Origin of the sequence: Thermoactinomyces sp. CICC 10735 (genome assembly GCF_016055175.1) — a bacterium.
In the GTDB taxonomy this organism is placed as follows: domain Bacteria; phylum Bacillota; class Bacilli; order Thermoactinomycetales; family Thermoactinomycetaceae; genus Thermoactinomyces; species Thermoactinomyces vulgaris.
This window is the reverse complement of sequence record NZ_JAECVT010000005.1, coordinates 57796-77459: the sequence shown is the minus strand read 5'-3', so window position 1 is coordinate 77459 and position 19664 is coordinate 57796. Positions and strand designations below refer to the sequence as shown.

Sequence of the window (19664 nt, the reverse complement as noted above, 5' to 3'; positions counted from 1 at the left end):
TCGTTATTGAATCGTTTTTCCATCGGCGGTCTGAATGACGAATTGGTTTTGCGGGCCGATGGAGCCTTTGGGAATTTCCGCATAACGCCGGGGTGCTTTTCCGGCTCTTCCGCCCTCCTCATCAAATTCAACCAGAATGCGGGTCACCTTGGGCTGGATTTTTTGCAGGGCCTTGATTTTCAGCCCTTTTCCCATGTATGATTCGTCTTTGATTTGAACCAACAGCATGTCTTTGTTATTCCAATCAAGGGTATCCTGAAACATGGCGGGGTGCTTTTCCTTCGTATATACCCATACGCCTCCATGCGGTTGTCTTTCGGGTTCGCCTTCTTTCCAATTGATCAACGTAAAAGGAATTTCTTCGTAGGTTTCCTGTGCGGGTTGTGCCTCTGAAAGATCGATGTGATCTTCCGGAACCGGATCTGCACCGGCAGAAGATTCACAACCGGTTAACAGGCTCAAAGATAAGGCAGAAGCCAAAAGGAATGGGACAATCCTCATCGAACCCAACCTCCTTTAAGACTAAGTCCTATGCTATTAAAATAAAATTACTTCGTCAATGGGATAAATGTTGTTATTCGGTGAAGGAGGGATCCAATGCAGATTCGGCCCGGCCTTTTTCTTCATTGACGGTGAAAAGCAATACAATTCCGATGATGAAGAAAAGGACTAACGAGGCAATGCCCGCCCGGCCCGATCCCATCCATTGCCCGGCCAGACCAAACACGGCCGGTCCGAAAATGGAGGCAAATTTGCCGGACAAACTGTACAAACTGAAAAATTCCGCCTGCCGCCCCCGGGGAATCAGCCGGCTGAATATGGCCCGGCTCAACGTCTGGCTTCCTCCCTGCACCCATCCGACCATGACCGCCAAGATATAAAAGTGCAGAGCCGTTTGCATAAAATAACCGAAGATGACAATGACGAGGTAAACAACCAAGGTGAAGAACAATGTGGGTTTGGAACCCCGGCGGACGGCCAGTTTCCCGAAGAGGAACGTGCAGGGAATCCCGACGAATTGTGTCAAGAGCAAAGCGATGATGAGATCGGTCTGATGAATGCCAATTTCCACACCATAAATGGTTGCCATTTTGATGATGGTGTTGATCCCGTCGCTGTAAAACCAAAAAGCGATCAGAAATTTCAAGAGTTCCGGGTATTTCCTTGTACTTTTGAAGGTTGCCGGTGACGGAACGGATGCCTTTTCGTGTCAAGCGGAAGACGGAAGCGGGAGGGGAAGAACGCTTTTTTTCTTGAACATGGCGAAACATCGGAATGGAGAAAACCCACCACCAGACGGCCACGGTTAAAAAGGTGACCTGTGTGGCGAAGGTTCTTGTAAAAGAAAAAATATTGTGAAATTGGATCAGAAATAAATTCAATGCGAGCAAGATGCCTCCGCCAAGATAGCCCAATTGATATCCGCGGGAAGAAATGCGGTCCCGTTCGTGTTCCGGGGCAATGTCGTTTAAAAAGGCGTCATAAAAGATGTTGGCTCCGGAAAAAGCAACGGTTCCCATAACCACCGTAACCGATGCCCACAACCATTCCCCTTCATTGATCGTGAACATGCACAGGGTGGATGAGATGCCAAGACCCGTAAAAAAGGCAAGGAAACTTTTTTATTGTGCATGCTGTCCGCAATGGCTCCGAGAACCGGAGTGATGAGCACCACCAGGATGAGAGAAATGGACTGCGTGTATCCCCAATAGGCGGTGGAAGCGGAGGGAGCCAGGTGTTTTCCGGCCACTTCCGAATAAAAAATCGGCATCACGGTGGTCATAATGATCGTGGCATAAGCTGAGTTGGCCCAGTCATACATCACCCAACCAAAAACGGCTTGCTTGTTCATGCATTTCTCCTTTTTTTCATTCATTTCAACACAGGAAAATTTTTTCGGTGAAAGAAATTTGAACGTTTGGACGGATCAGGCAATCCATCCGTCAAGGTTCTACTCTCTTTTTCATAATCATGATAGAATGAAGCGTAGAAAATAATTCGAGTGCAAGGCAGATGGGCAAGCAGAACGGATCAGAGGGAAGGAGGGAATGAATGATTGAGGAAAGTGCAAGAGGGTGAATGGATTAAAGAAAGATACCGTGTATTAAAAGGTTTTCCATTTGTGATTGGCACATTATACTATACGGAATATCATTGTGGTCAGGATGAGGTACATACCCGGTTTGTTCATGCCCTTGACCTTCAATTGGTGAATGCTGATTTTGATCCGAAGTCACTTCTTCATCGGGATGAACATGTGTTTTTCCCAATCCGTGAGGTTTTTTCCGATGAAACAAAAGGGTTGCTTTTCCAGGTTTTCCGGCGCCTGGAAGGAACGCTTCTGGCACATTATCTGGGAACGCATGCACCATTGTCTTTGAAAGAAACCGTAAATTTAGGCCGCAAAGTCATACAGCATTTGCTCCGGCTTTATGAAATAGGCCAGTTCACACTTGTCCATCCGCAAAATATGGTGCTGACATCAGGCCGGTCTTTGCGGTTTTTATATGGGGGAAATAAAGGAGAATTGCCCAAAGGATTTGCAGGATCTGTTTCGGGAAACACCAGCGCGGACCGGATTTATGATACGTACACCGTTGGCGCATTGTTATATCAGATGTTGACTGGAAAGAATCCCATGGCACAAGGACTCACAATTCCCTCTGTTTCTCAATACCGTCGAGACTGCCCGGCTGAACTGGATGAATTTGTGCAGCGATCGATCTCTTTTGATATCCATAAACGACCTCATATCGAAGAGATTGCCGACTTCTTGGATTGGATGGCAGAACGTTTAGAAAAAAAGGTTGGAGGAGAAAAATGAGTGAGTTTAAACAGAAAGGTGAACGAATTCGGGGAAGTTATGAAGTTTTAAGTGTATTCCCTTTTGTGGAAGGGGTTTTGTATTTTACGTCCGTAAAAAAAGAGGCAGAAGAAGGCACCACCCGGTTTATTCATGCCGTAAAGCTGAAAAACCAGCCGGAAGAGCACGAGTTGGAAGAGTTAAAAAAGCGAAACAGCGAAGTGTTTTTCCCGGTCCAGGATGTGTTCATCGAAGACGGGATCCTGTATCAGGTGTTTGAGCGTATGGAGGGGGACTTGCTGGGGGTTTATTTGATGCGTTCCGCTCCTCTTCCCATGGCGGAAGTGGCCAACTTGTTGAAAAACATCACCAGCCATCTGTTACAATGTTATGACGATGAGCAATTTGCCCTGGTCGACCCGCAAAACATGGTGTTGCAATCGGACGGCCATCTCCGCTTTTTGTACGGGGGCCCCAACCGTTTGTTCAGTCACTACCGCCAAGAGACCGAAGATGTGAAGAAATTGGGTCAGTTACTTTATTTTATGCTGACCAAAGAGCGGATTGACGACAAAACCACGCAGATCGATTCCATTCGTTCCTCCCGTTCGGATTTGCCATTGCAATTGGAAGGGCTGCTGTTGCGGTCATTATCCAATGACGCCATTAAGCGTCCGCGCATCCATGATTTCTGGAAATGGGCCTATCAATATGAAGAGAAAAAACCAAAAGCCTTGGATGAAAAACCGGTTGCGGATGATCAGGAGGAGAAACCGGCGGAAGAGAAAGGGAAAATGAAAAAGCCGGCTGCATCCGATAAAAAAGAGAAGGCGAAAAGCGCCAAGAAAGAGAAAAAAGAACCGGCCAAAAGCCGGAAAGGATGGAAGCGGTTCGGGTTGGTGGCAGCGGCCGTTGTGTTGGCTTTTGTGGTGATCCAAATGTTTGCCGACAACACCCGGGAAACGTTGGCCGGGGTGATTGATCCGACCGTGGAAGAAAATCCGCAAGAAGCGTTCAATTACTTCCGCCAATCGACACAAGCTTATGACCAAAAGCAATTGGATCAGGCCATTCTCCTGGGGCGCAAGGCGTTAAGCGCCGATTTGGAACAAAAAGAGTATTTCTTGCATTTGGCGAACTTATACGGATTGAAAGAAGATTATCAAACCGGATTGCAGATTTTAAAAGCGGCAACGGATAAATTCCCGAAAGATTATGAGTTACAAGATGCCTTGTCGGTGTACGCTTATTATCTGAAGGATTATGAACTGGCCAAGGAAGCATCGGATCAGGCGGTTTCCCTGACCAGTGAAGAAGCAGAAGTTTATTACCATCAAGGGAAAATTTACGGGGCCATGGGGGATTATGATCAAGCAGTCCAATCCCTGAAGTTTGCCACCTATTTGAAAAAGAAAAATGCACGTTACCAACATGACCTGGCGGTTTATCTTTTCAAACAGGGAAAGATTGATGAAGCGATCGAACAAGCCAAAAAAGCGGCCAAATTGGCCAGCAGCAAAAAAGAAGAATATTATGTGACGCTGGGTGTCCTTTATTTGAAAAAATGGGAACAAGTTTATCAAGACAAAAACATGAACGCCGAAGAGAAGAAAAAAGAACTTGCCAGCTACTCCAAATCTGCTTTCCGGGCTTTCAATGATGCAGTGGATGAAGAATCCAAATATCCGAGAGCGCAATATTACCGTTCCATGGCTTACTATTTGTACGGATATTTCATCTCCGCCAATCAGACAGCGGAAAAAGCCGCCAAATATGATCCGAAAAATCCTCTCTACCACTATCAACTGGGAATCACCTGCATGGGGCTGGGAGACAAAGAAGGAGCGCTGAAAGCTTTTGAACGCGCATACCAGTTGGATCCGAACCAGTCTTTGTATCAGGATGCGATTAAAAAAGCCCAACAAATGCAGGCCACACCACAAAATAAGGAGGCAAAACCGGAAGATGAAGAAGCCAATAAGTAAACTCTTGATTCCGTTCATCCTGGTGGTCGCTGTGATCAGCGCGGTCGTTTGGGCGGTTGGAGGGGATGATGAAAAAGCCGGCGTTCCGATCATCGTCCGGACCCCGAAATTGGAAATGCAATTGGATAAAATCGAGAAAGATCCTCTGCCTTTGGATATTCAGGTTGAAAAAAGGTGACACCCAAAAAGGCTGTTGACAACCCCGGTAGGTCAACAGCCTTTTTCATGGGCTGTCAGGGGAATTGCGGCAAAATTGTATACAATGCTGTCAATGTCGAGGCTGTTTGATGAACGGGTTTCATGGTATATTGTAAGGGGAATTGTTTTATATGCTTAAAGATATGGGAATGAGACCGGATTTAACCGGTGAAAGATATAGTAAAAGACGGGTTAAGGAGGCTCTGTGAGTGGAGCAGGAACAGTCCAATCAGAAAAATCGAAGAAATTTGGGTTGGCTCGGACTTTTTTTGGTCAGCATCGGAACCAAGTTGAAATCGATCTTGCCCTTGTTGAAATTTGGAAAGTTTGGCGGCACATTGATCACCATGGCGATTTCCGTCGGAGGATATGCGCTGCTTTTTCCTTATCAATTTGCCATCGGTTTGGTTTTGATGATTTTCATCCATGAAATGGGACATGTTTGGGCGGCAAAGATCAAGGGATTGCCTGTGTCGGCACCGGCCTTTATTCCGTTTGTGGGTGCGTTGATCACCATGAAGAAGCAGCCGAGCGATGCGGCGACGGAAGCCTTTGTCGCTTTGGGCGGTCCTCTTTTGGGCACGTTGGGGGCGGTTGTTTCCTACGGTTTGGGAGTTTGGCTTGATCAGGATCTTTTGATCGCCATCGCCTATATCGGCTTGTTTTTAAATTTGTTTAACCTGATCCCCATTCATCCTTTGGATGGCGGAAGGATTGTCGTGGCGATTACCCGTTGGCTGTGGGTGGTCGGTTTGATTGTGGGGCTTTTTTTGATCATATATTTGAAAAGTATTTTGCTGTTGATTATTTACATTATGTTTTTGATTGATTTATGGGGGGCATACCGGAAGAAGAAGCCGAAAAAAAGAGAGTTTGTGATTGAAGCCAGGGTGAAAAAGGAGCGTTTTGATGAAGCCGGGTTGTGGATCCCGGGTGAATATCACCAACGTTCTTTGCCGTTTCGCCAATATTGTTTCATCCAAGACCAGAGAGAAATGGCGGAAGTGGGTTATCCCGGGCTTGGGACGATCCTCCAGTTTGAAATGATGGGACAAATCCATGAGATGACGTTGGTACAGACGATTCCCCCTTCTCCGGAAGATCCGGAAGTGAAAATGAAGTTAAAAGGGACTTATACGCCTCTTCGTGTGGGAGGTATTAAACAGGATGAGAAGTATTACAGCGTGCCTCCGAAGTTGCGGTGGATTTACGGCACCGTCTACGTGGGGCTGGCCGTATTTATCGGCTTTATGATGTATCAAATCGGCCAAATGGGATTGACGTGACCAAAAAAGGAGCTCCGGATCCGGGCTCCTTTTTTTACTGCACGGTAACGGTTTTTTCCTGGTGATCGTGAATCTTTTCTTTTTCCACATGCAATTTCAAATGATATGTTCCTTTTTCCGGAAAGGACAAGGAGGCGGTGTACTCACCGGGTTTCTTTTCGGAGGCCTCGACAAACTTATGTTGTTCGTTGCCTTGTTTCCAGACCTCCAACCGGACATCGGCACCACTTAAAGCTTTTTGATTCAGTTGAATGTGTGCCGATGCTTCAATGGCTTGCCCGGCCTGAATGTTGTCCGGGACCGTCAGATGCATTTGCACCCCGGAATCATGGTGCGCGTGGGAGTCATTTTGGACGGATCCGACGGTAAACGAACCACTGGTCATCTGGTGGATGCCGGGGGCGGTGACATGGACCACCACGTGATACTCCCCGTCCTCAGGGAATTTCTGTACTGCGGTATATGTTCCGTCGGCCTGATGGGTTGCTTTGAACGTTTGATGTTCTTTCCCTTGTTTCCAGACTTCAAATTCGACATTGGCATCCGGAAACGGTTTGTTTTCGGCCGTAATCACGGAACTTAACTCAACCGGCTGATTCTTTTCGGGATGGTCCGGGGATGATTGGAAAGTGATATTCAGCTGGGCCGGTGTTTGCAGGTTTTGCTGTTCCTTGGTTTCGGGTTTTAACTGTCCGCATCCGGCGGCAACCAGGATAAAGAGAACCAAATGAAAAAAGAATAAATTACGCTTCATGATGGCGGACTCCTTCCGTAACTTCCGGTCTGTATCATGCTCATTGTAGCAAAAGCGGCAGGAATGACTATCCCTCTTTGGAGCTATTCTCTCCCCGGTCGTTCCCTTCCATCCATCCTTGTTCATAGGCATAACGGGTCAATTGAACTCGATTATTCAAGTGGAGTTTCTGCATAATATTTTTCAGATGGTTTTTGACGGTGTATTCCGATATCAGGCACTGGCGTGCGATTTCTTTATTGCTGTAACCCTGGGCCACCCATGTTAAAATTTCTTGTTCCCGTTGGGTCAGATTGGATTGTTTGGAAGGAACGGGGGTGGTATGGAATTCATGCAAAATCCGGCGGGCAATTTCTTTGGGCATGGGGGTTTCGTCTGCGGCAACGGCTTGTAAATATTCCAGCCACAAGGAAGGCTTCAGGTTTTTCAGCAGATACCCCTGAGCCCCCTGTTTTAAAGCGTCAAACAGATCGGAAGCATCATCGGAAACCGTGACGATGACAATTTTTACGGACGGGAACTGTTCTTTGATGATGCGGGTGGCGGTCAGGCCGTTGATCTTTGGCATGTTGATATCCATTAAGATAAGATCGGGACGGGCGGATTCGGCGAGTTCGATCACTTCCTTTCCGTCGGCTGCTTCGCCCACGATTTGAAACCGGGAATCTCTTTTGATAATCAAACGCATGGCTTGGCGCGCGTGTTCATGATCATCTCCAATGACAATGCGATAAAGGGGATTCACTCGTTTTCCCTCCCTTTTTGGATGGTCAGAATGGTTTTTCCGTCCTGTCGTGTTAATTGAAGTCCGGCGCCGATGCTTTTTACCCGTTCTTGCATGATGCGCATCCCGTATCGGTCCGGGTAGGAAAACACATCGCCTTCAAACCCGATTCCGTTGTCTTCCACCGTGCATCGCCATCCTTGGCAGAACGGTTCGAAAGAGACTTGGACCCAAGTGGCCCGGGCATGTTTTCGGACGTTGGTCAAGGCTTCCTGTATACAGGCATACAGTTCCACTTTTTCTTTGGTGAGAAGGGATCCGGTTTCCATTTCGAAACGGGCTGAAATGCGGACCCCGGTATCGATTTCAAATTCGCGGAACAAATGCATCAATTTGTCCTTTAAAAGAAAAGGAGCGGGGTGTTCCGGATTTTTTAAACTGGCGATCGCTTGACGGACATCATCGTGCAATTGTTGCAAGTGTTGATGAACCCGGTTTAATGAAGGATCGGGGTGTTTTTCCCGCAGGGATTCCAGTTCCACCGAACACAAAAACAACGTTTGTGCCATGCCGTCATGCAATTCGCGGGCGATTCGCTCCCGTTCCTGTAAAACGGCATTTTCTTCCCGCTCTTTTTTTAGAGCTTCTTGGATTTCTTCATAAATCACAAATAAATGCACCAAGAGGGTTAATGTGACCCCCAAAACGATCAGAGGGGTGAGCCAGTTGCCCAATTCCATGGAGATATAAGGCAACAGGTATTCATGACGGATATATTCCCAGATCCCCACCGCGATCGTGGGGATTGTCAAAATGAGCCATTTGATTTGTTTATAAGTCAACGGGATCACTCCAAAAGCCATTTCAAAATTTACTTTACACGAAAATAAACGAAAAAAAATGAACAAACTGTCGAACATCCTTTTTGCGATCTTGTAAAATGAAAAGAACATCACTGGAAAGAAGGGGAATCATGAAAGCAATCATCTTTGACTTGGATGGAACATTATTTCAAACCGAAAAAGTGGCCGTTCCCGCATTTCAGGAAACTTTTCGCCATTTACAGACGACGGGCAAGTTTCAAGGAGACATCCCCGATGAGGAAAAAATTCAATCCGTTTTCGGAATGACGCATCAGGAATTGTGGGAGGTTTTGTTGCCGGGGGCAGACAGTGCCCTCAAAGAAAAAGCGGATCGGTTCATGCTGCAAAAAGAGCTAGAATTGTTCCGCCAGGGAAAAGGGGAGATTTTTCCCGGGGTCAGGGAAACCTTGATGCAGTTTTATGAAGACGGATGGCCCTTGTTTGTGGCCAGCAACGGGGCCGGTGATTACGTGCGCACGGCTTTGGAAACAAAAGGATTAATTTCTCTGTTTAAGGGAATTTATACAGCAGGAGAGTATCAAACGGCTGATAAATCGGATCTTGTCCGCATTTTAAAAAATGATTACGGGGTGACGGACGGTTTGATGGTCGGAGATCGCAGTTCAGACATCAAAGCCGGCAAGGAGAATCAACTGTTTTCGGTTGGATGCCGCTATACCGGATATCCCTGTTTTGGTCAAGAAAATGAACTGGACGAAGCTGATGCAATCATTCATTCTTTTCCGGAACTGAAGCAAGTGGTCGAAGCAACAAAAAAGTGAACAGGTGAAGGTGATGGATGAGGTTTCCAACCTTTTGATTTTCAAGTCGGGGAACAATGAAGTCAAAAGGAAGGAAATCTCTTTTTGTACCGGGAGTTATCACGAAAGAAAAGAGGGTGAAAAATGGGAGAAAGTGTATGGATGGTTTCTTACCTGGAAGTGGCGGTTCGTTTGTTTATGGCGGCACTTTTGGGAGGGTTGGTCGGTTGGGAACGTGAACGGCATAACCATCCTGCAGGCTTTCGCACACATATTTTGGTCAGTGTGGGCTCGGCTTTGATTATGCTGATTTCCATCTATGGTTTTACGGATTATATGGCGGAGCAGAATGTCCGGTTTGATCCTTCCCGGTTAAGTGCACAGGTGGTGAGCGGAATCGGTTTTTTGGGAGCGGGAACGATCATGCGCCACCGTGCATCGGTGACAGGGTTGACGACGGCGGCTTCTTTGTGGGTGGTCTCAGGCATCGGGCTGGCGGTCGGAACCGGTTTTATCTTCGGGGCCGTCCTGACCACCATTTTGGTTTTGGTGAGCCTGGAGCTTTTAAACCGGTTGGAAAGCATGTGGATCAAAAAGAAACGTCTTTGTCTGCTTCACATCATTGCCGAGGATGAACCGGGCAAACTGGGCGAGCTGGCATCGCTGATCGGGCGGTTTGGCGGAAAAATAAGGCGGGTGCACATGGAGGAACAGGAAGAAGAGGATGAGGGCCGTCTGTTGGAGATCACTTTTACCATCCGCATCCACGAAAAAGTCCCCATTCCCCAATTGGTGGAGGAAGTCCGTCAGCTTGACGGTGTAAAATCAGTTCGCGTGGATTAAAAACAAACGGTACATGTCAAGGTAAAAATTGGTCAATACTGAAAATAAATGCAGGGGACTTGGCAAATGGAAGCTTTTTTCTTATAATGAATATCAGAAGGTCAAAGTTAGTCAAGGTCAGCAGGAGGTTGTCCGAATGAGTAGTATTTCGGACATAATTGAACGCTATTTAAAAAAAATAATCAATGAAAGCGAAGACGGCGTGATTGAGATCAAACGCAGTGAATTGGCGGATATTTTCCAATGCGTCCCTTCTCAGATCAATTATGTGATCAGTACCCGATTCACGGTGGAGAAAGGGTATATCGTGGAAAGCAAAAGAGGGGGAGGAGGATTTATCCGCATCCAGAAAGTACGTTATAAGAATCGTCATGAAATTTTTGATGAAATGTTGTCATATATCGGGGATGCCGTCACCCAGATGACGGCGGAACATGTAATTTCCAGATTGATGGAAGAAGATTTGATGACAAAGCGGGAAGCTTTGCTCATGAAGCGTTTGATTTCCCGTGAAACCTTGCAGTTGCCGATTCCGCTTCGGGATCCGGTGCGGTCAAGGATGATGAAAGTTTTACTTACCACATTATTAACCAGCAAAGGAGAGTGACGGCCGATGCTCTGTCCCGAGTGTGGTAAACGGCCGGCAACGATTCACTACACCAAGATTGTCAACGGCGAAAAGTCCGAGTTTCATTTATGTGAAGTTTGCGCACAGGAAAAAGGAGAACACATGCCCGGGTTTGACAATGGGTTTTCTTTCCATCAACTTTTGTCCGGGCTGTTGAATTTTGATTCCTCTTCTTCCGGCGGACATGCAGGATATGAAACGAATTTGCTCCGCTGTCCCACATGCGGGTTGACTTATAATCAATTCAGCAAGGTCGGCCGCTTTGGATGCGGTGATTGTTATCAAACGTTCCAGGATCGTTTGGAACCTTTGTTGAGAAGGATTCACGGCCATACATCGCATAACGGGAAAATCCCGTCCCGTGCCAAAGGTGAATTAAAACTGCAGAGAAAATTGGAACAGCTGCGTGAACAATTGGCGCAAAAAGTTCAGGCTGAAGAGTTTGAAGAAGCGGCCCGTTTGCGTGACCAAATCCGAGAATTGCAGGATCGACTCAAGAAGTAGGGAGGAAACACCATGTCACTCGAACATTTCATGAACCATGCCATCAGTGAATGGATGCGGGTGAAAGGTCCTCTGTCAGATGTGGTATTCTCCAGCCGGATCAGGGTCGCAAGGAATTTGGACGGATTTCCGTTTCCCATGCTGAGCACCGCATCCCAGGCGGAAGAAGTGATTCGCAAAGTCGAGCAGGCATTGAAACAAGATCAGTCGAAGTACTCCTTCCTGGCAGGTGCTGAATTGATCCGCATGAAGGACCTGTCTGATTTGGAAAAAAGCGTGTTGGTCGAGAAGCATTTGATCAGTCCGATGTTGGCGGAAGAATCACGGCATGGCGCCGTTTTGTTGAATAAAGCCCAATCTGTCAGCATCATGATCAATGAAGAAGATCACATCCGCATTCAGGTGTTGTTCCCCGGATTGCAAATGAAGCAAGCCTGGGAACTGGCCAATGAGATTGATGATTGGTTGGAAAGCCACTTGAATTTTGCTTTTGATGAAAAGTGCGGTTATTTGACCAGTTGCCCGACTAATGTCGGGACGGGAATCCGGGCTTCGGTGATGCTTCACTTGCCGGCTTTGGCCATGACCCAGCAGTTAAACCGGTTGTTGCCGGCGATAACGCAAGTCGGGCTTGCGGTTCGCGGAATATACGGAGAGGGCAGTGAAGCTTTGGGCCAATTGTATCAGGTTTCCAATCAGGTTACGCTGGGATTGGATGAGAATGAGATTTTGGAAAACCTGCAAGGAGTTGTCCGGCAAATGATTGAACATGAACATACAGCCCGCGGACGGCTCCAAGAGGTTTCTTTGATTCAGCTGGAAGACCGTGTCCATCGTTCATACGGGACTTTGGCCCATTGCCGCATCATTGATTCCAAAGAAGCGATGAGCCTTCTCTCTGATGTCCGGTTGGGAATTGATTTGGGATTTATCCGTGGCGTTTCGGCCAGTGTCATGAATGAATTGATGGTGATGATTCAACCCGGATTTTTGCAACAGTATGCCGGGGAACGGCTGAATGCCGAACAAAGGGACATTCGCAGAGCCCGGTTGATTCGTGAACGTTTGGCCATGGAACATAAGTCCTGACAAATCCATGCATAAGTGAGGTGTAAGGGATTATGATGTTTGGACGTTTTACAGAACGGGCGCAAAAAGTTCTCGCCCTTGCTCAGGAAGAAGCCGTGCGTCTGGGACATACCAACATCGGAACGGAACATGTTTTGCTTGGATTGGTTCGCGAAGGGGAAGGGATTGCAGCCAAGGCCTTGATCGGTTTGGGCCTGGGATTGGAAAAAATCCAAAAAGAAGTTGAGAATTTGATTGGACGGGGACAGGGGCAACCCGTAAACATTGCTTATACGCCACGGGCGAAAAAAGTGATCGAATTGTCCATGGATGAAGCTCGCAAGTTGGGGCACACCTATGTCGGCACTGAGCACATTCTTCTCGGTTTGATTCGCGAGGGGGAAGGCGTGGCGGCCCGCGTTCTCAACAATTTGGGTGTGAGCTTGAACAAAGCCCGCCAGCAGGTTTTGCAACTCTTGGGAAACAGCGAAACCTTCTCCAACCACTCCAGTACCCATCATCAGGTCAATACACCCACACTGGACGGCTTGGCCCGCGACTTGACGGCCGCTGCGCATGACGGAAACCTGGATCCGGTGATCGGCCGCAGTAAAGAGATTGAGCGGGTGATTCAAGTCTTGTCCCGCCGGACCAAAAACAATCCGGTTTTGATCGGTGAACCGGGAGTCGGAAAAACGGCGGTTGCCGAAGGTTTGGCCCAGCGCATTGTTGACGGGGAAATCCCGGAAACCTTGCGCAACAAGCGGGTTATGACCCTGGATATGGGAACGGTGGTGGCCGGAACGAAATATCGCGGTGAGTTTGAAGACCGGTTGAAAAAAATCATGGATGAAATCCGCCAAGCCGGAAACATCATCTTGTTCATTGATGAGTTGCACACGTTGATCGGGGCGGGAGGTGCCGAAGGAGCGATTGACGCATCCAATATCCTGAAACCGGCGCTTGCCCGTGGGGAATTGCAATGTATCGGTGCGACAACCCTGGATGAATACCGGAAATACATCGAGAAAGATGCCGCTTTGGAGCGCCGTTTCCAACCGATTTTGGTGGAAGAGCCGAGCACTGAGGAAGCGGTGTTGATCCTGAAAGGTTTGAGGGATCGTTACGAAGCCCATCACCGGGTGAAAATCACCGATGAAGCGATTGAACAAGCGGTGAGATTATCCGACCGCTATATTACGGACCGGTATTTGCCGGATAAAGCGATTGACCTGATCGATGAAGCGGCATCCAAAGTGCGGTTGAAATCTTACATGATGCCGCCGGAACTGAAAAAACTGGAACAAAAGCTGGAAGAAGTGAAAAAAGAAAAAGACGCGGCCGTGCAAAGCCAGGAATTTGAAAAAGCGGCTTCTTTGAGGGATACCGAGCAAAAATTGCGTGAGGAAATCGAGACCAACCGGAATTCCTGGAAACAACACCAAGGAAAAACCGATTCCGAAGTCACCGCGGAAGATATTGCCGATGTCGTTTCAAGCTGGACGGGAATTCCTGTGAAGAAGTTGGCGGAAGAAGAATCGGAACGCTTGTTGAATATGGAGTCCATCCTGCATAACCGCGTCATCGGACAAGAGGAAGCGGTCCGTTCCGTTTCCCGTGCCATCCGCCGGGCCCGTGCAGGATTGAAAGATCCGAAGCGGCCGATCGGTTCCTTCATCTTCCTGGGACCGACCGGAGTCGGAAAAACCGAATTGGCCCGTGCTTTGGCGGAAGCCATGTTTGGTGACGAAGATGCGATGACCCGGATTGACATGTCTGAGTATATGGAAAAACATGCGACGAGCCGTCTTGTCGGTTCGCCTCCGGGATACGTGGGATATGAAGAAGGAGGACAATTGACGGAAAAAGTCCGCCGGAAACCCTATTCGGTCGTCCTGTTTGACGAAATCGAAAAAGCTCACCCGGAAGTTTTCAACATCTTGTTGCAAGTGCTGGAAGACGGCCGGTTGACGGACGGAAAAGGCAGGGTGGTGGATTTTCGTAACACCATCATCATCATGACTTCCAACGTGGGGGCATCCACCATCAAGAAAACGTCACGCCTCGGATTTAACGTTGGCGGCAATCAAGCGGAAGATGACTATGAACACATGAAGCAAAATGTCATGGAAGAGCTGAAGAAAACTTTCCGTCCCGAGTTTTTGAACCGGATCGACGATGTGATTGTTTTCCATCCTTTGAAAGAAGAGCATCTGGAAGAGATCGTGTCCCTGATGGTGAACCAATTGCGCAAACGCCTGGTTGAACAGGGAATCGAATTCCGGTTGACGGATGAAGCCAAACGTTACTTGGCGAAAGAAGGATTTGACCCGAGCTACGGTGCCCGCCCGTTGCGCCGGGCCATCCAGAAAAACATCGAAGACCGTTTGTCCGAAGAGTTGTTGCGCGGCAATGTCGCACGCGGGAACTCGGTGGTCATCGATGTGAAAGACGGAAAATTGGTTGTCGAAAAAGAAGAGTCCCGGTCTGCAACCCAATGATCGAGAAACAGGCACCCGGCTGTATCAGCGGCCGGGTGCTTTTGTTTATCACTATTTTTTAAAAAAGAGGTTGAAATTTGCCCGTATAGGGAAAAAATTCCTTAATAGGAAGAGATTTTGCCGGTGAAAAAGTCTCCATAAATTTTTAAAGAGTGATTTGTTATAATGTTTGAAGATCATGATTCATTGTAAGTGGGAGAAAAAGCCATGGCGAAGAAAAAAACAAAGTTTGTTTGTCAGGAATGCGGCTATGAAACGCCGAAATGGATGGGCCGGTGCCCCGGCTGTCATGAATGGAACACTATGGTGGAAGAGCTCAACAGCGAAAGTTCAACCGTTCCCGGTACCGGAATGCACAGAAAGAGCAAACGGGAAAAAGCCATTCCGATTACGCAAGTGGAGAAGCTGGATCAGCCTCGTTCTGACACCGGGATCAGAGAGTTGAACCGGGTATTGGGCGGAGGATTGGTGCCGGGTTCTTTTGTTTTGGTGGGTGGAGATCCGGGAATCGGAAAGTCGACTCTGCTTTTGCAGGCGACGCATGAACTGGCAAGGCGGGGATTGTCCGTTTTATACGTGTCAGGAGAAGAGTCCGCGGAACAGATCCGGTTGCGTGCTGACCGGCTGGATGCTTTGAGCGACCGTTTGTTGGTGGTATCCGAAACGGATTTGACGGCCGTTGAATTGTTGATGGACGAAGTGCGGCCGAAATTGATGGTGATCGACTCAATTCAAACCATGTTTCATCCGGATATTGCTTCAGCGCCGGGAAGTGTCGCTCAGGTTCGCGAATGCACCGGACAATTGATGCGGTGGGCCAAGGAACAAAACATTGCGATCATCATCGTGGGGCATGTGACCAAGTCGGGGTCGCTGGCCGGACCGAGGATGCTTGAACACATGGTTGACTGCGTTTTATATTTTGAGGGGGAACGCCATCACACATACCGCGTTTTGCGTGCGGTCAAAAACCGCTTTGGTTCCACGAATGAAATAGGTGTTTTTGAAATGAAGGAAGAAGGATTGGCGGAAGTCGAAAATCCTTCGGAGTTGTTTTTGTCGGGTCGTCCGGTGGGAGCGCCGGGGACGGCTGTGACGGCAAGTATGGAAGGAACCCGCCCGGTTTTGGTCGAATTGCAGGCATTGGTGGCTCCGACGAGTTTTGCCACCCCCAAACGGATGGCAGCCGGCATCGATTATAACCGGGTTACGATGATCATGGCGGTTTTGGAAAAGAGATTGGGGCTTTTCTTGCAAAACTATGATGCTTATATCAACGTTGTAGGAGGCGTACGCATTGACGAACCGGCCGTTGATCTCAGTGTGGCCGTCAGTCTGGCATCCAGTTTTCGGGACGTGGCCGTATCGCCGTTTGATTTGTTTATCGGTGAAGTGGGACTGACCGGGGAAGTGAGAGGGGTCTCACGGATTGAACAACGCGTGGCCGAAGCGCATAACATGGGTTTTAAAAGAGTCATTCTCCCCGAGAAAAATTGTCAGGGATGGACGCCTCCGAACGGGATCGGACTAATCGGGGTCAAAACGTTGGAAGAAGCATTAGAAGTGGCGTTGGGAGGGTAGGGTGTGAAAAACGACAGACATCAAGGAAGCAGTAGTATTTTACAAATGATCGCTCCGGGAACTCCCTTGAGAGAAGGATTGGACAACGTCCTGGGGGCTAAAACAGGGGCTCTGATCGTGATCGGCTATGACGAGGGAGTTCGCGAAATTGTGGATGGGGGTTTTCATATCGATTGTCCGTTTACGCCCGCTTATCTTTATGAATTGGCCAAGATGGACGGAGCGATTATTCTGAGTAACGACGGGAAAAGGATATTGTATGCAAACGCACAATTGGTTCCTGATTCCGCAATCCCTTCCACGGAAACAGGCATCCGTCACCGCACGGCGCAGCGAACGGCTAGGCAGACCGGGAAATTGGTGGTCTCAATATCCCAGCGCAGAAATATTATCACTTTGTATAAAGGTAACTTTCGTTACGCCCTGAAAGATATGGGAGTGATTTTGACCAAGGCCAACCAAGCCATCCAAACCTTGGAGAAATACAAATCCGTTTTGGATCAAACCACCACGAACCTGACGGCGCTGGAGTTTGAAGAGTTGGTCACCTTGAGCGAAGTGGCACTGGTTTTGCAACGGGTAGAAATGGTGCTCAGAATCAAACGCGAGATCGAAACATATATTCATGAATTGGGAACGGAAGGCCGACTGGTCAGTATGCAATTGGAGGAACTGGTGGCTGACACGGAAGATGAAGCGAAGTTGTTGATTGAGGACTATTGCATTGATCCGTGTGTTTCTCCAGAAGTGGTTTTCCAAGAGTTGCAGAAGTTGTCGTCGGATGATTTGCTGGAACACGCCAACCTGGTGCGGATTTTGGGATATCCATCGTCCGTCAACATTGAAGAGGAAGCCGTTTTGCCGCGCGGATACCGGATTCTTCATAAAATCCCGCGCCTGCCAAGCCATGTGATTTATAAATTAGTTGAGCGCTTTGAAAATTTATCGAGAATCATGGTGGCAACCATCGATGAACTGGATGAGGTCGAAGGAATCGGAAGTGTGCGCGCAAAGATGATCAAAGAAGGATTGAAGCGAATTCAGGAACAAGTATTTATTGACAGACATATATAAATAACCTAGACTATAATGAAACCACTTTAAAAAATTACAAAGAACATCAAATTAGAAAACTTTGAAAGATGTTTTGGTATTTCTGATTAGGAGGTTCCCTTTATGATTGCCAGAGCATTACCTAGTTGTTTAACGGTTGGGAACTTATTACTCGGGATTGTGTCAATTCTTTTGGCATTTCAAGATTCGTGGGAATATGCGGCGATCATGGTGATTTTCGGAATGATTCTGGATGGCTTGGACGGGCGGGTGGCCCGTATGCTGAATACGCAAAGCGAATTTGGAAAAGAGTTGGACTCATTATCGGATGTTATTTCATTTGGCGTGGCTCCTGCAGTCATCATGTATGTATCTTCATTTCAACATATGGGGATGGAAGGTTGGTTGGTGACAGCCATATTCCCCATTTGCGGAGCTTTGAGGTTGGCACGCTTTAACGTACATCCTGGTGAACCGGGCTACTTCATCGGATTGCCGATCACGGCCGCAGGCGGGATTCTTGCGACCATGGCTTTGTATCATAATCATGTGCCCAATGTGTATTTCCTCATGGTGGCCATGCTTTTCTTATCCTTCCTGATGGTCAGTCAAATCAAATATCCGACGTTTAAAAAGGTGGGCATTCCGAAATCTGCCGTATGGATGGCCCCGCTTTTTTTGATCGCGATTGCGGCGACAGCCGTGTTATACCCGCGCGAATTGCCAAAAGTCCTGTTTATTCCCTTGTTTTTGTATGCTTTGTATGGTGTGAAAAAAGCCGTGAGTTTAAAACGTGAAGAAGATGGCGAAAAAGCGATTGAAGAGTGGAAATAGGAAAAATAAACAACCCTTTTTTAAAAGGGTTGTTTTCCTTTGAATCATTAACGGAGATTGAATACTCCGAGTGTTGTGAGTTTTTTTGATTCCTTTTCCATCACTTCGGGGAGGGAGATCTCCAACAGATTGCATAAAGCAGTGAGATAAAAGAGGTTTTTTCCGATTTCGGTCTGAACGGTTTCCAGGCATTGGTCACACAACCTGCCGGATAAATGCGTTTTGAAGTGATTTTTCCATTCTTCACGTGGGGCATCGGTGGGGTAAGGTTGTTTCTGTGCATCAATCCGGATGCATCCGCATTCGGTGACGGCTTTGGTGAGAGACCGGTTGATCCGGGTGCCGGATTCTTGAAATTTTGATGTCACATCTAAAAAACTGCGATGCCGGATGAGTAATTCATCGACTTGTTCCTGAAAGGAAGAAAAAGGGTTTTCGCTCATGCCTTTCACCTCTTTTTTTCGTATAGAGACGGCAGATTTATAGAAAGACTTCGGGGGATGACCTGTGTCATCAGCCTTGTGGTCGCAATGGAAGTCAGTTTTATTATATAGGGAGCGGAATTATAGTGTCAATTTTTTGACAAGACGGAACAGCAGGACAAATGGAAAAAGGGATTGACGATAATCAGTTTTGTATGCTAAGATAATGATTTTTATTTTATTGACTGTGCTGAAGTTTTGTGATATCTTGGAAACAGATATTGCCTCTGGAGGTGGATCTTTTGTTCAATGTTGGCGATAAAGTGGTATACCCCATGCATGGTGCAGGTGTCATAGAATCGATTGAAGAGAAGGAGATCTTGGGTGAGCGGAAGAAGTACTATGTCATGAGGATGCCCATTGGAGATATGAAGGTCATGGTTCCCATGAGCAATGTGGAGAAAATCGGTTTGCGCGAAGTGGTCGATGAGTCGACCGTTGACAAAGTGCTGAAACAAATGAGGCAAAGGGACAACCATGATACACTCAATTGGAACCGACGTTATCGTGCCAATATGGACAAAATCAAAAGCGGAGACATTTATGAAGTGGCAGAAGTGGTCTGTTCGCTGATGCTCCGCGATGAAGAAAAAGGATTATCCACCGGAGAGAGGAAAATGTTGGACAATGCCAGGCAGATTTTGATCAGTGAACTGGTGCTGGCAAGAGACATGAATGAGGAAAAGGCGATGGAGTTGATTGACGGCATCTTTTCCGATAAGGACTCATAATCGTTTCTATTTTCTGTTGTAACAAAAAGGTCATAAGAAAAATTTTTGATATCAGGTTTTCATTT

At 47.4% G+C, this 19664-nt stretch carries 20 protein-coding genes and 2 pseudogenes; 14 read left to right on the top strand and 8 right to left on the bottom strand.

Annotated elements, in window-relative coordinates; translation table 11 throughout:
- Window positions 1-3: 3 nt before the first annotated feature.
- The 4 genes and pseudogenes from I8U23_RS12030 to I8U23_RS13765 form a co-directional block, all read right to left on the bottom strand.
- Window positions 4-501, bottom strand: coding sequence for a hypothetical protein (locus I8U23_RS12030; RefSeq protein WP_037996943.1), 498 nt, complete (start codon window positions 499-501; stop codon window positions 4-6).
- A 73-nt stretch (window positions 502-574) separates the two neighbouring features.
- A pseudogene (locus I8U23_RS13775) lies at window positions 575-1168 on the bottom strand (MFS transporter); the annotation flags it as partial.
- A 73-nt stretch (window positions 1169-1241) separates the two neighbouring features.
- Window positions 1242-1571: pseudogene (locus I8U23_RS13770) on the bottom strand (MFS transporter); the annotation flags it as partial.
- Window positions 1469-1852, bottom strand: coding sequence for a hypothetical protein (locus I8U23_RS13765; protein ID WP_370526947.1), 384 nt, complete (start codon window positions 1850-1852; stop codon window positions 1469-1471). The pseudogene I8U23_RS13770 and the gene I8U23_RS13765, both read right to left, overlap by 103 nt.
- A 204-nt stretch (window positions 1853-2056) precedes the next feature.
- Here I8U23_RS13765 and I8U23_RS12020 point away from each other — a divergent pair, with 204 nt between their 5' ends.
- The 4 genes from I8U23_RS12020 to I8U23_RS12005 all read left to right on the top strand — a co-directional run bounded on the left by I8U23_RS12020 (window position 2057) and on the right by I8U23_RS12005 (window position 6272).
- Complete coding sequence (locus I8U23_RS12020; protein WP_049720814.1) at window positions 2057-2824, top strand: protein kinase family protein; 768 nt, start codon at window positions 2057-2059, stop codon at window positions 2822-2824.
- Window positions 2821-4788: a tetratricopeptide repeat protein gene (locus tag I8U23_RS12015; protein WP_049720815.1), complete on the top strand. Its 1968-nt coding sequence runs from the start codon at window positions 2821-2823 to the stop codon at window positions 4786-4788. The genes I8U23_RS12020 and I8U23_RS12015 overlap by 4 nt, the downstream gene beginning before the upstream one ends.
- A complete protein-coding gene (locus tag I8U23_RS12010; RefSeq protein ID WP_037996955.1) occupies window positions 4769-4966 on the top strand; it encodes a hypothetical protein in 198 nt (65 codons plus the stop codon). Before I8U23_RS12015 ends, I8U23_RS12010 begins: the two co-directional genes overlap by 20 nt.
- A gap of 229 nt (window positions 4967-5195) precedes the next feature.
- Window positions 5196-6272 carry a site-2 protease family protein gene (locus I8U23_RS12005; protein ID WP_037996957.1) on the top strand — a complete coding sequence of 359 codons (1077 nt, stop codon included), beginning with the start codon at window positions 5196-5198 and terminating at the stop codon, window positions 6270-6272.
- Between the two features lie 34 nt (window positions 6273-6306).
- Here I8U23_RS12005 and I8U23_RS12000 read toward each other — a convergent pair whose 3' ends face one another.
- The 3 genes from I8U23_RS12000 to I8U23_RS11990 form a co-directional block, all read right to left on the bottom strand.
- Window positions 6307-7026 (bottom strand): FixH family protein, encoded by a 720-nt coding sequence (locus tag I8U23_RS12000; protein ID WP_037996961.1) that lies wholly within the window; start codon window positions 7024-7026, stop codon window positions 6307-6309.
- 67 nt (window positions 7027-7093) lie between these two features.
- Window positions 7094-7771, bottom strand: a complete 678-nt coding sequence (locus I8U23_RS11995) for a response regulator (protein ID WP_037996963.1) — start codon at window positions 7769-7771, stop codon at window positions 7094-7096.
- Window positions 7768-8592, bottom strand: coding sequence for a sensor histidine kinase (locus I8U23_RS11990; protein ID WP_198051080.1), 825 nt, complete (start codon window positions 8590-8592; stop codon window positions 7768-7770). The genes I8U23_RS11995 and I8U23_RS11990 overlap by 4 nt, the downstream gene beginning before the upstream one ends.
- A gap of 131 nt (window positions 8593-8723) precedes the next feature.
- On the opposite strand from I8U23_RS11990, the gene I8U23_RS11985 reads away from it, so the two are divergent.
- The 9 genes from I8U23_RS11985 (at window position 8724) to pssA (ending at window position 18386) form a co-directional block, all read left to right on the top strand.
- On the top strand, window positions 8724-9395 hold the full coding sequence (locus I8U23_RS11985) for an HAD family hydrolase (RefSeq protein ID WP_049720816.1): 672 nt from the start codon (window positions 8724-8726) through the stop codon (window positions 9393-9395).
- A gap of 123 nt (window positions 9396-9518) precedes the next feature.
- Window positions 9519-10217, top strand: a complete 699-nt coding sequence (locus I8U23_RS11980) for an MgtC/SapB family protein (protein ID WP_037996966.1) — start codon at window positions 9519-9521, stop codon at window positions 10215-10217.
- 136 nt (window positions 10218-10353) lie between these two features.
- On the top strand, window positions 10354-10824 hold the full coding sequence (locus I8U23_RS11975; RefSeq protein WP_037996967.1) for a CtsR family transcriptional regulator: 471 nt from the start codon (window positions 10354-10356) through the stop codon (window positions 10822-10824).
- Window positions 10825-10830: 6 nt separating this feature from the next.
- Window positions 10831-11349 (top strand): protein-arginine kinase activator protein McsA, encoded by a 519-nt coding sequence (mcsA, locus tag I8U23_RS11970; RefSeq protein ID WP_049720818.1) that lies wholly within the window; start codon window positions 10831-10833, stop codon window positions 11347-11349.
- 12 nt (window positions 11350-11361) lie between these two features.
- Complete coding sequence (mcsB, locus tag I8U23_RS11965) at window positions 11362-12438, top strand: protein-arginine kinase McsB (protein WP_037996974.1); 1077 nt, start codon at window positions 11362-11364, stop codon at window positions 12436-12438.
- 32 nt (window positions 12439-12470) lie between these two features.
- Window positions 12471-14918 (top strand): ATP-dependent Clp protease ATP-binding subunit, encoded by a 2448-nt coding sequence (locus I8U23_RS11960; RefSeq protein WP_049720819.1) that lies wholly within the window; start codon window positions 12471-12473, stop codon window positions 14916-14918.
- Between the two features lie 207 nt (window positions 14919-15125).
- Window positions 15126-16499 (top strand): DNA repair protein RadA, encoded by a 1374-nt coding sequence (gene radA / locus I8U23_RS11955; protein WP_037996979.1) that lies wholly within the window; start codon window positions 15126-15128, stop codon window positions 16497-16499.
- A 45-nt stretch (window positions 16500-16544) separates the two neighbouring features.
- Complete coding sequence (gene disA, locus I8U23_RS11950) at window positions 16545-17573, top strand: DNA integrity scanning diadenylate cyclase DisA (RefSeq protein WP_049720835.1); 1029 nt, start codon at window positions 16545-16547, stop codon at window positions 17571-17573.
- Window positions 17574-17675: 102 nt separating this feature from the next.
- Window positions 17676-18386, top strand: a complete 711-nt coding sequence (gene pssA, locus I8U23_RS11945) for a CDP-diacylglycerol--serine O-phosphatidyltransferase (protein WP_121874449.1) — start codon at window positions 17676-17678, stop codon at window positions 18384-18386.
- 47 nt (window positions 18387-18433) lie between these two features.
- Here pssA and I8U23_RS11940 read toward each other — a convergent pair whose 3' ends face one another.
- The gene (locus I8U23_RS11940) at window positions 18434-18829 is read right to left on the bottom strand and encodes a nucleoside triphosphate pyrophosphohydrolase family protein (protein ID WP_037996988.1); all 396 of its coding nucleotides are present in this window, start codon (window positions 18827-18829) and stop codon (window positions 18434-18436) included.
- A gap of 272 nt (window positions 18830-19101) precedes the next feature.
- Between I8U23_RS11940 and I8U23_RS11935 the strand changes: the two genes are divergently transcribed.
- Window positions 19102-19599 carry a CarD family transcriptional regulator gene (locus I8U23_RS11935; protein ID WP_231564634.1) on the top strand — a complete coding sequence of 166 codons (498 nt, stop codon included), beginning with the start codon at window positions 19102-19104 and terminating at the stop codon, window positions 19597-19599.
- Window positions 19600-19664: the final 65 nt, after the last annotated feature.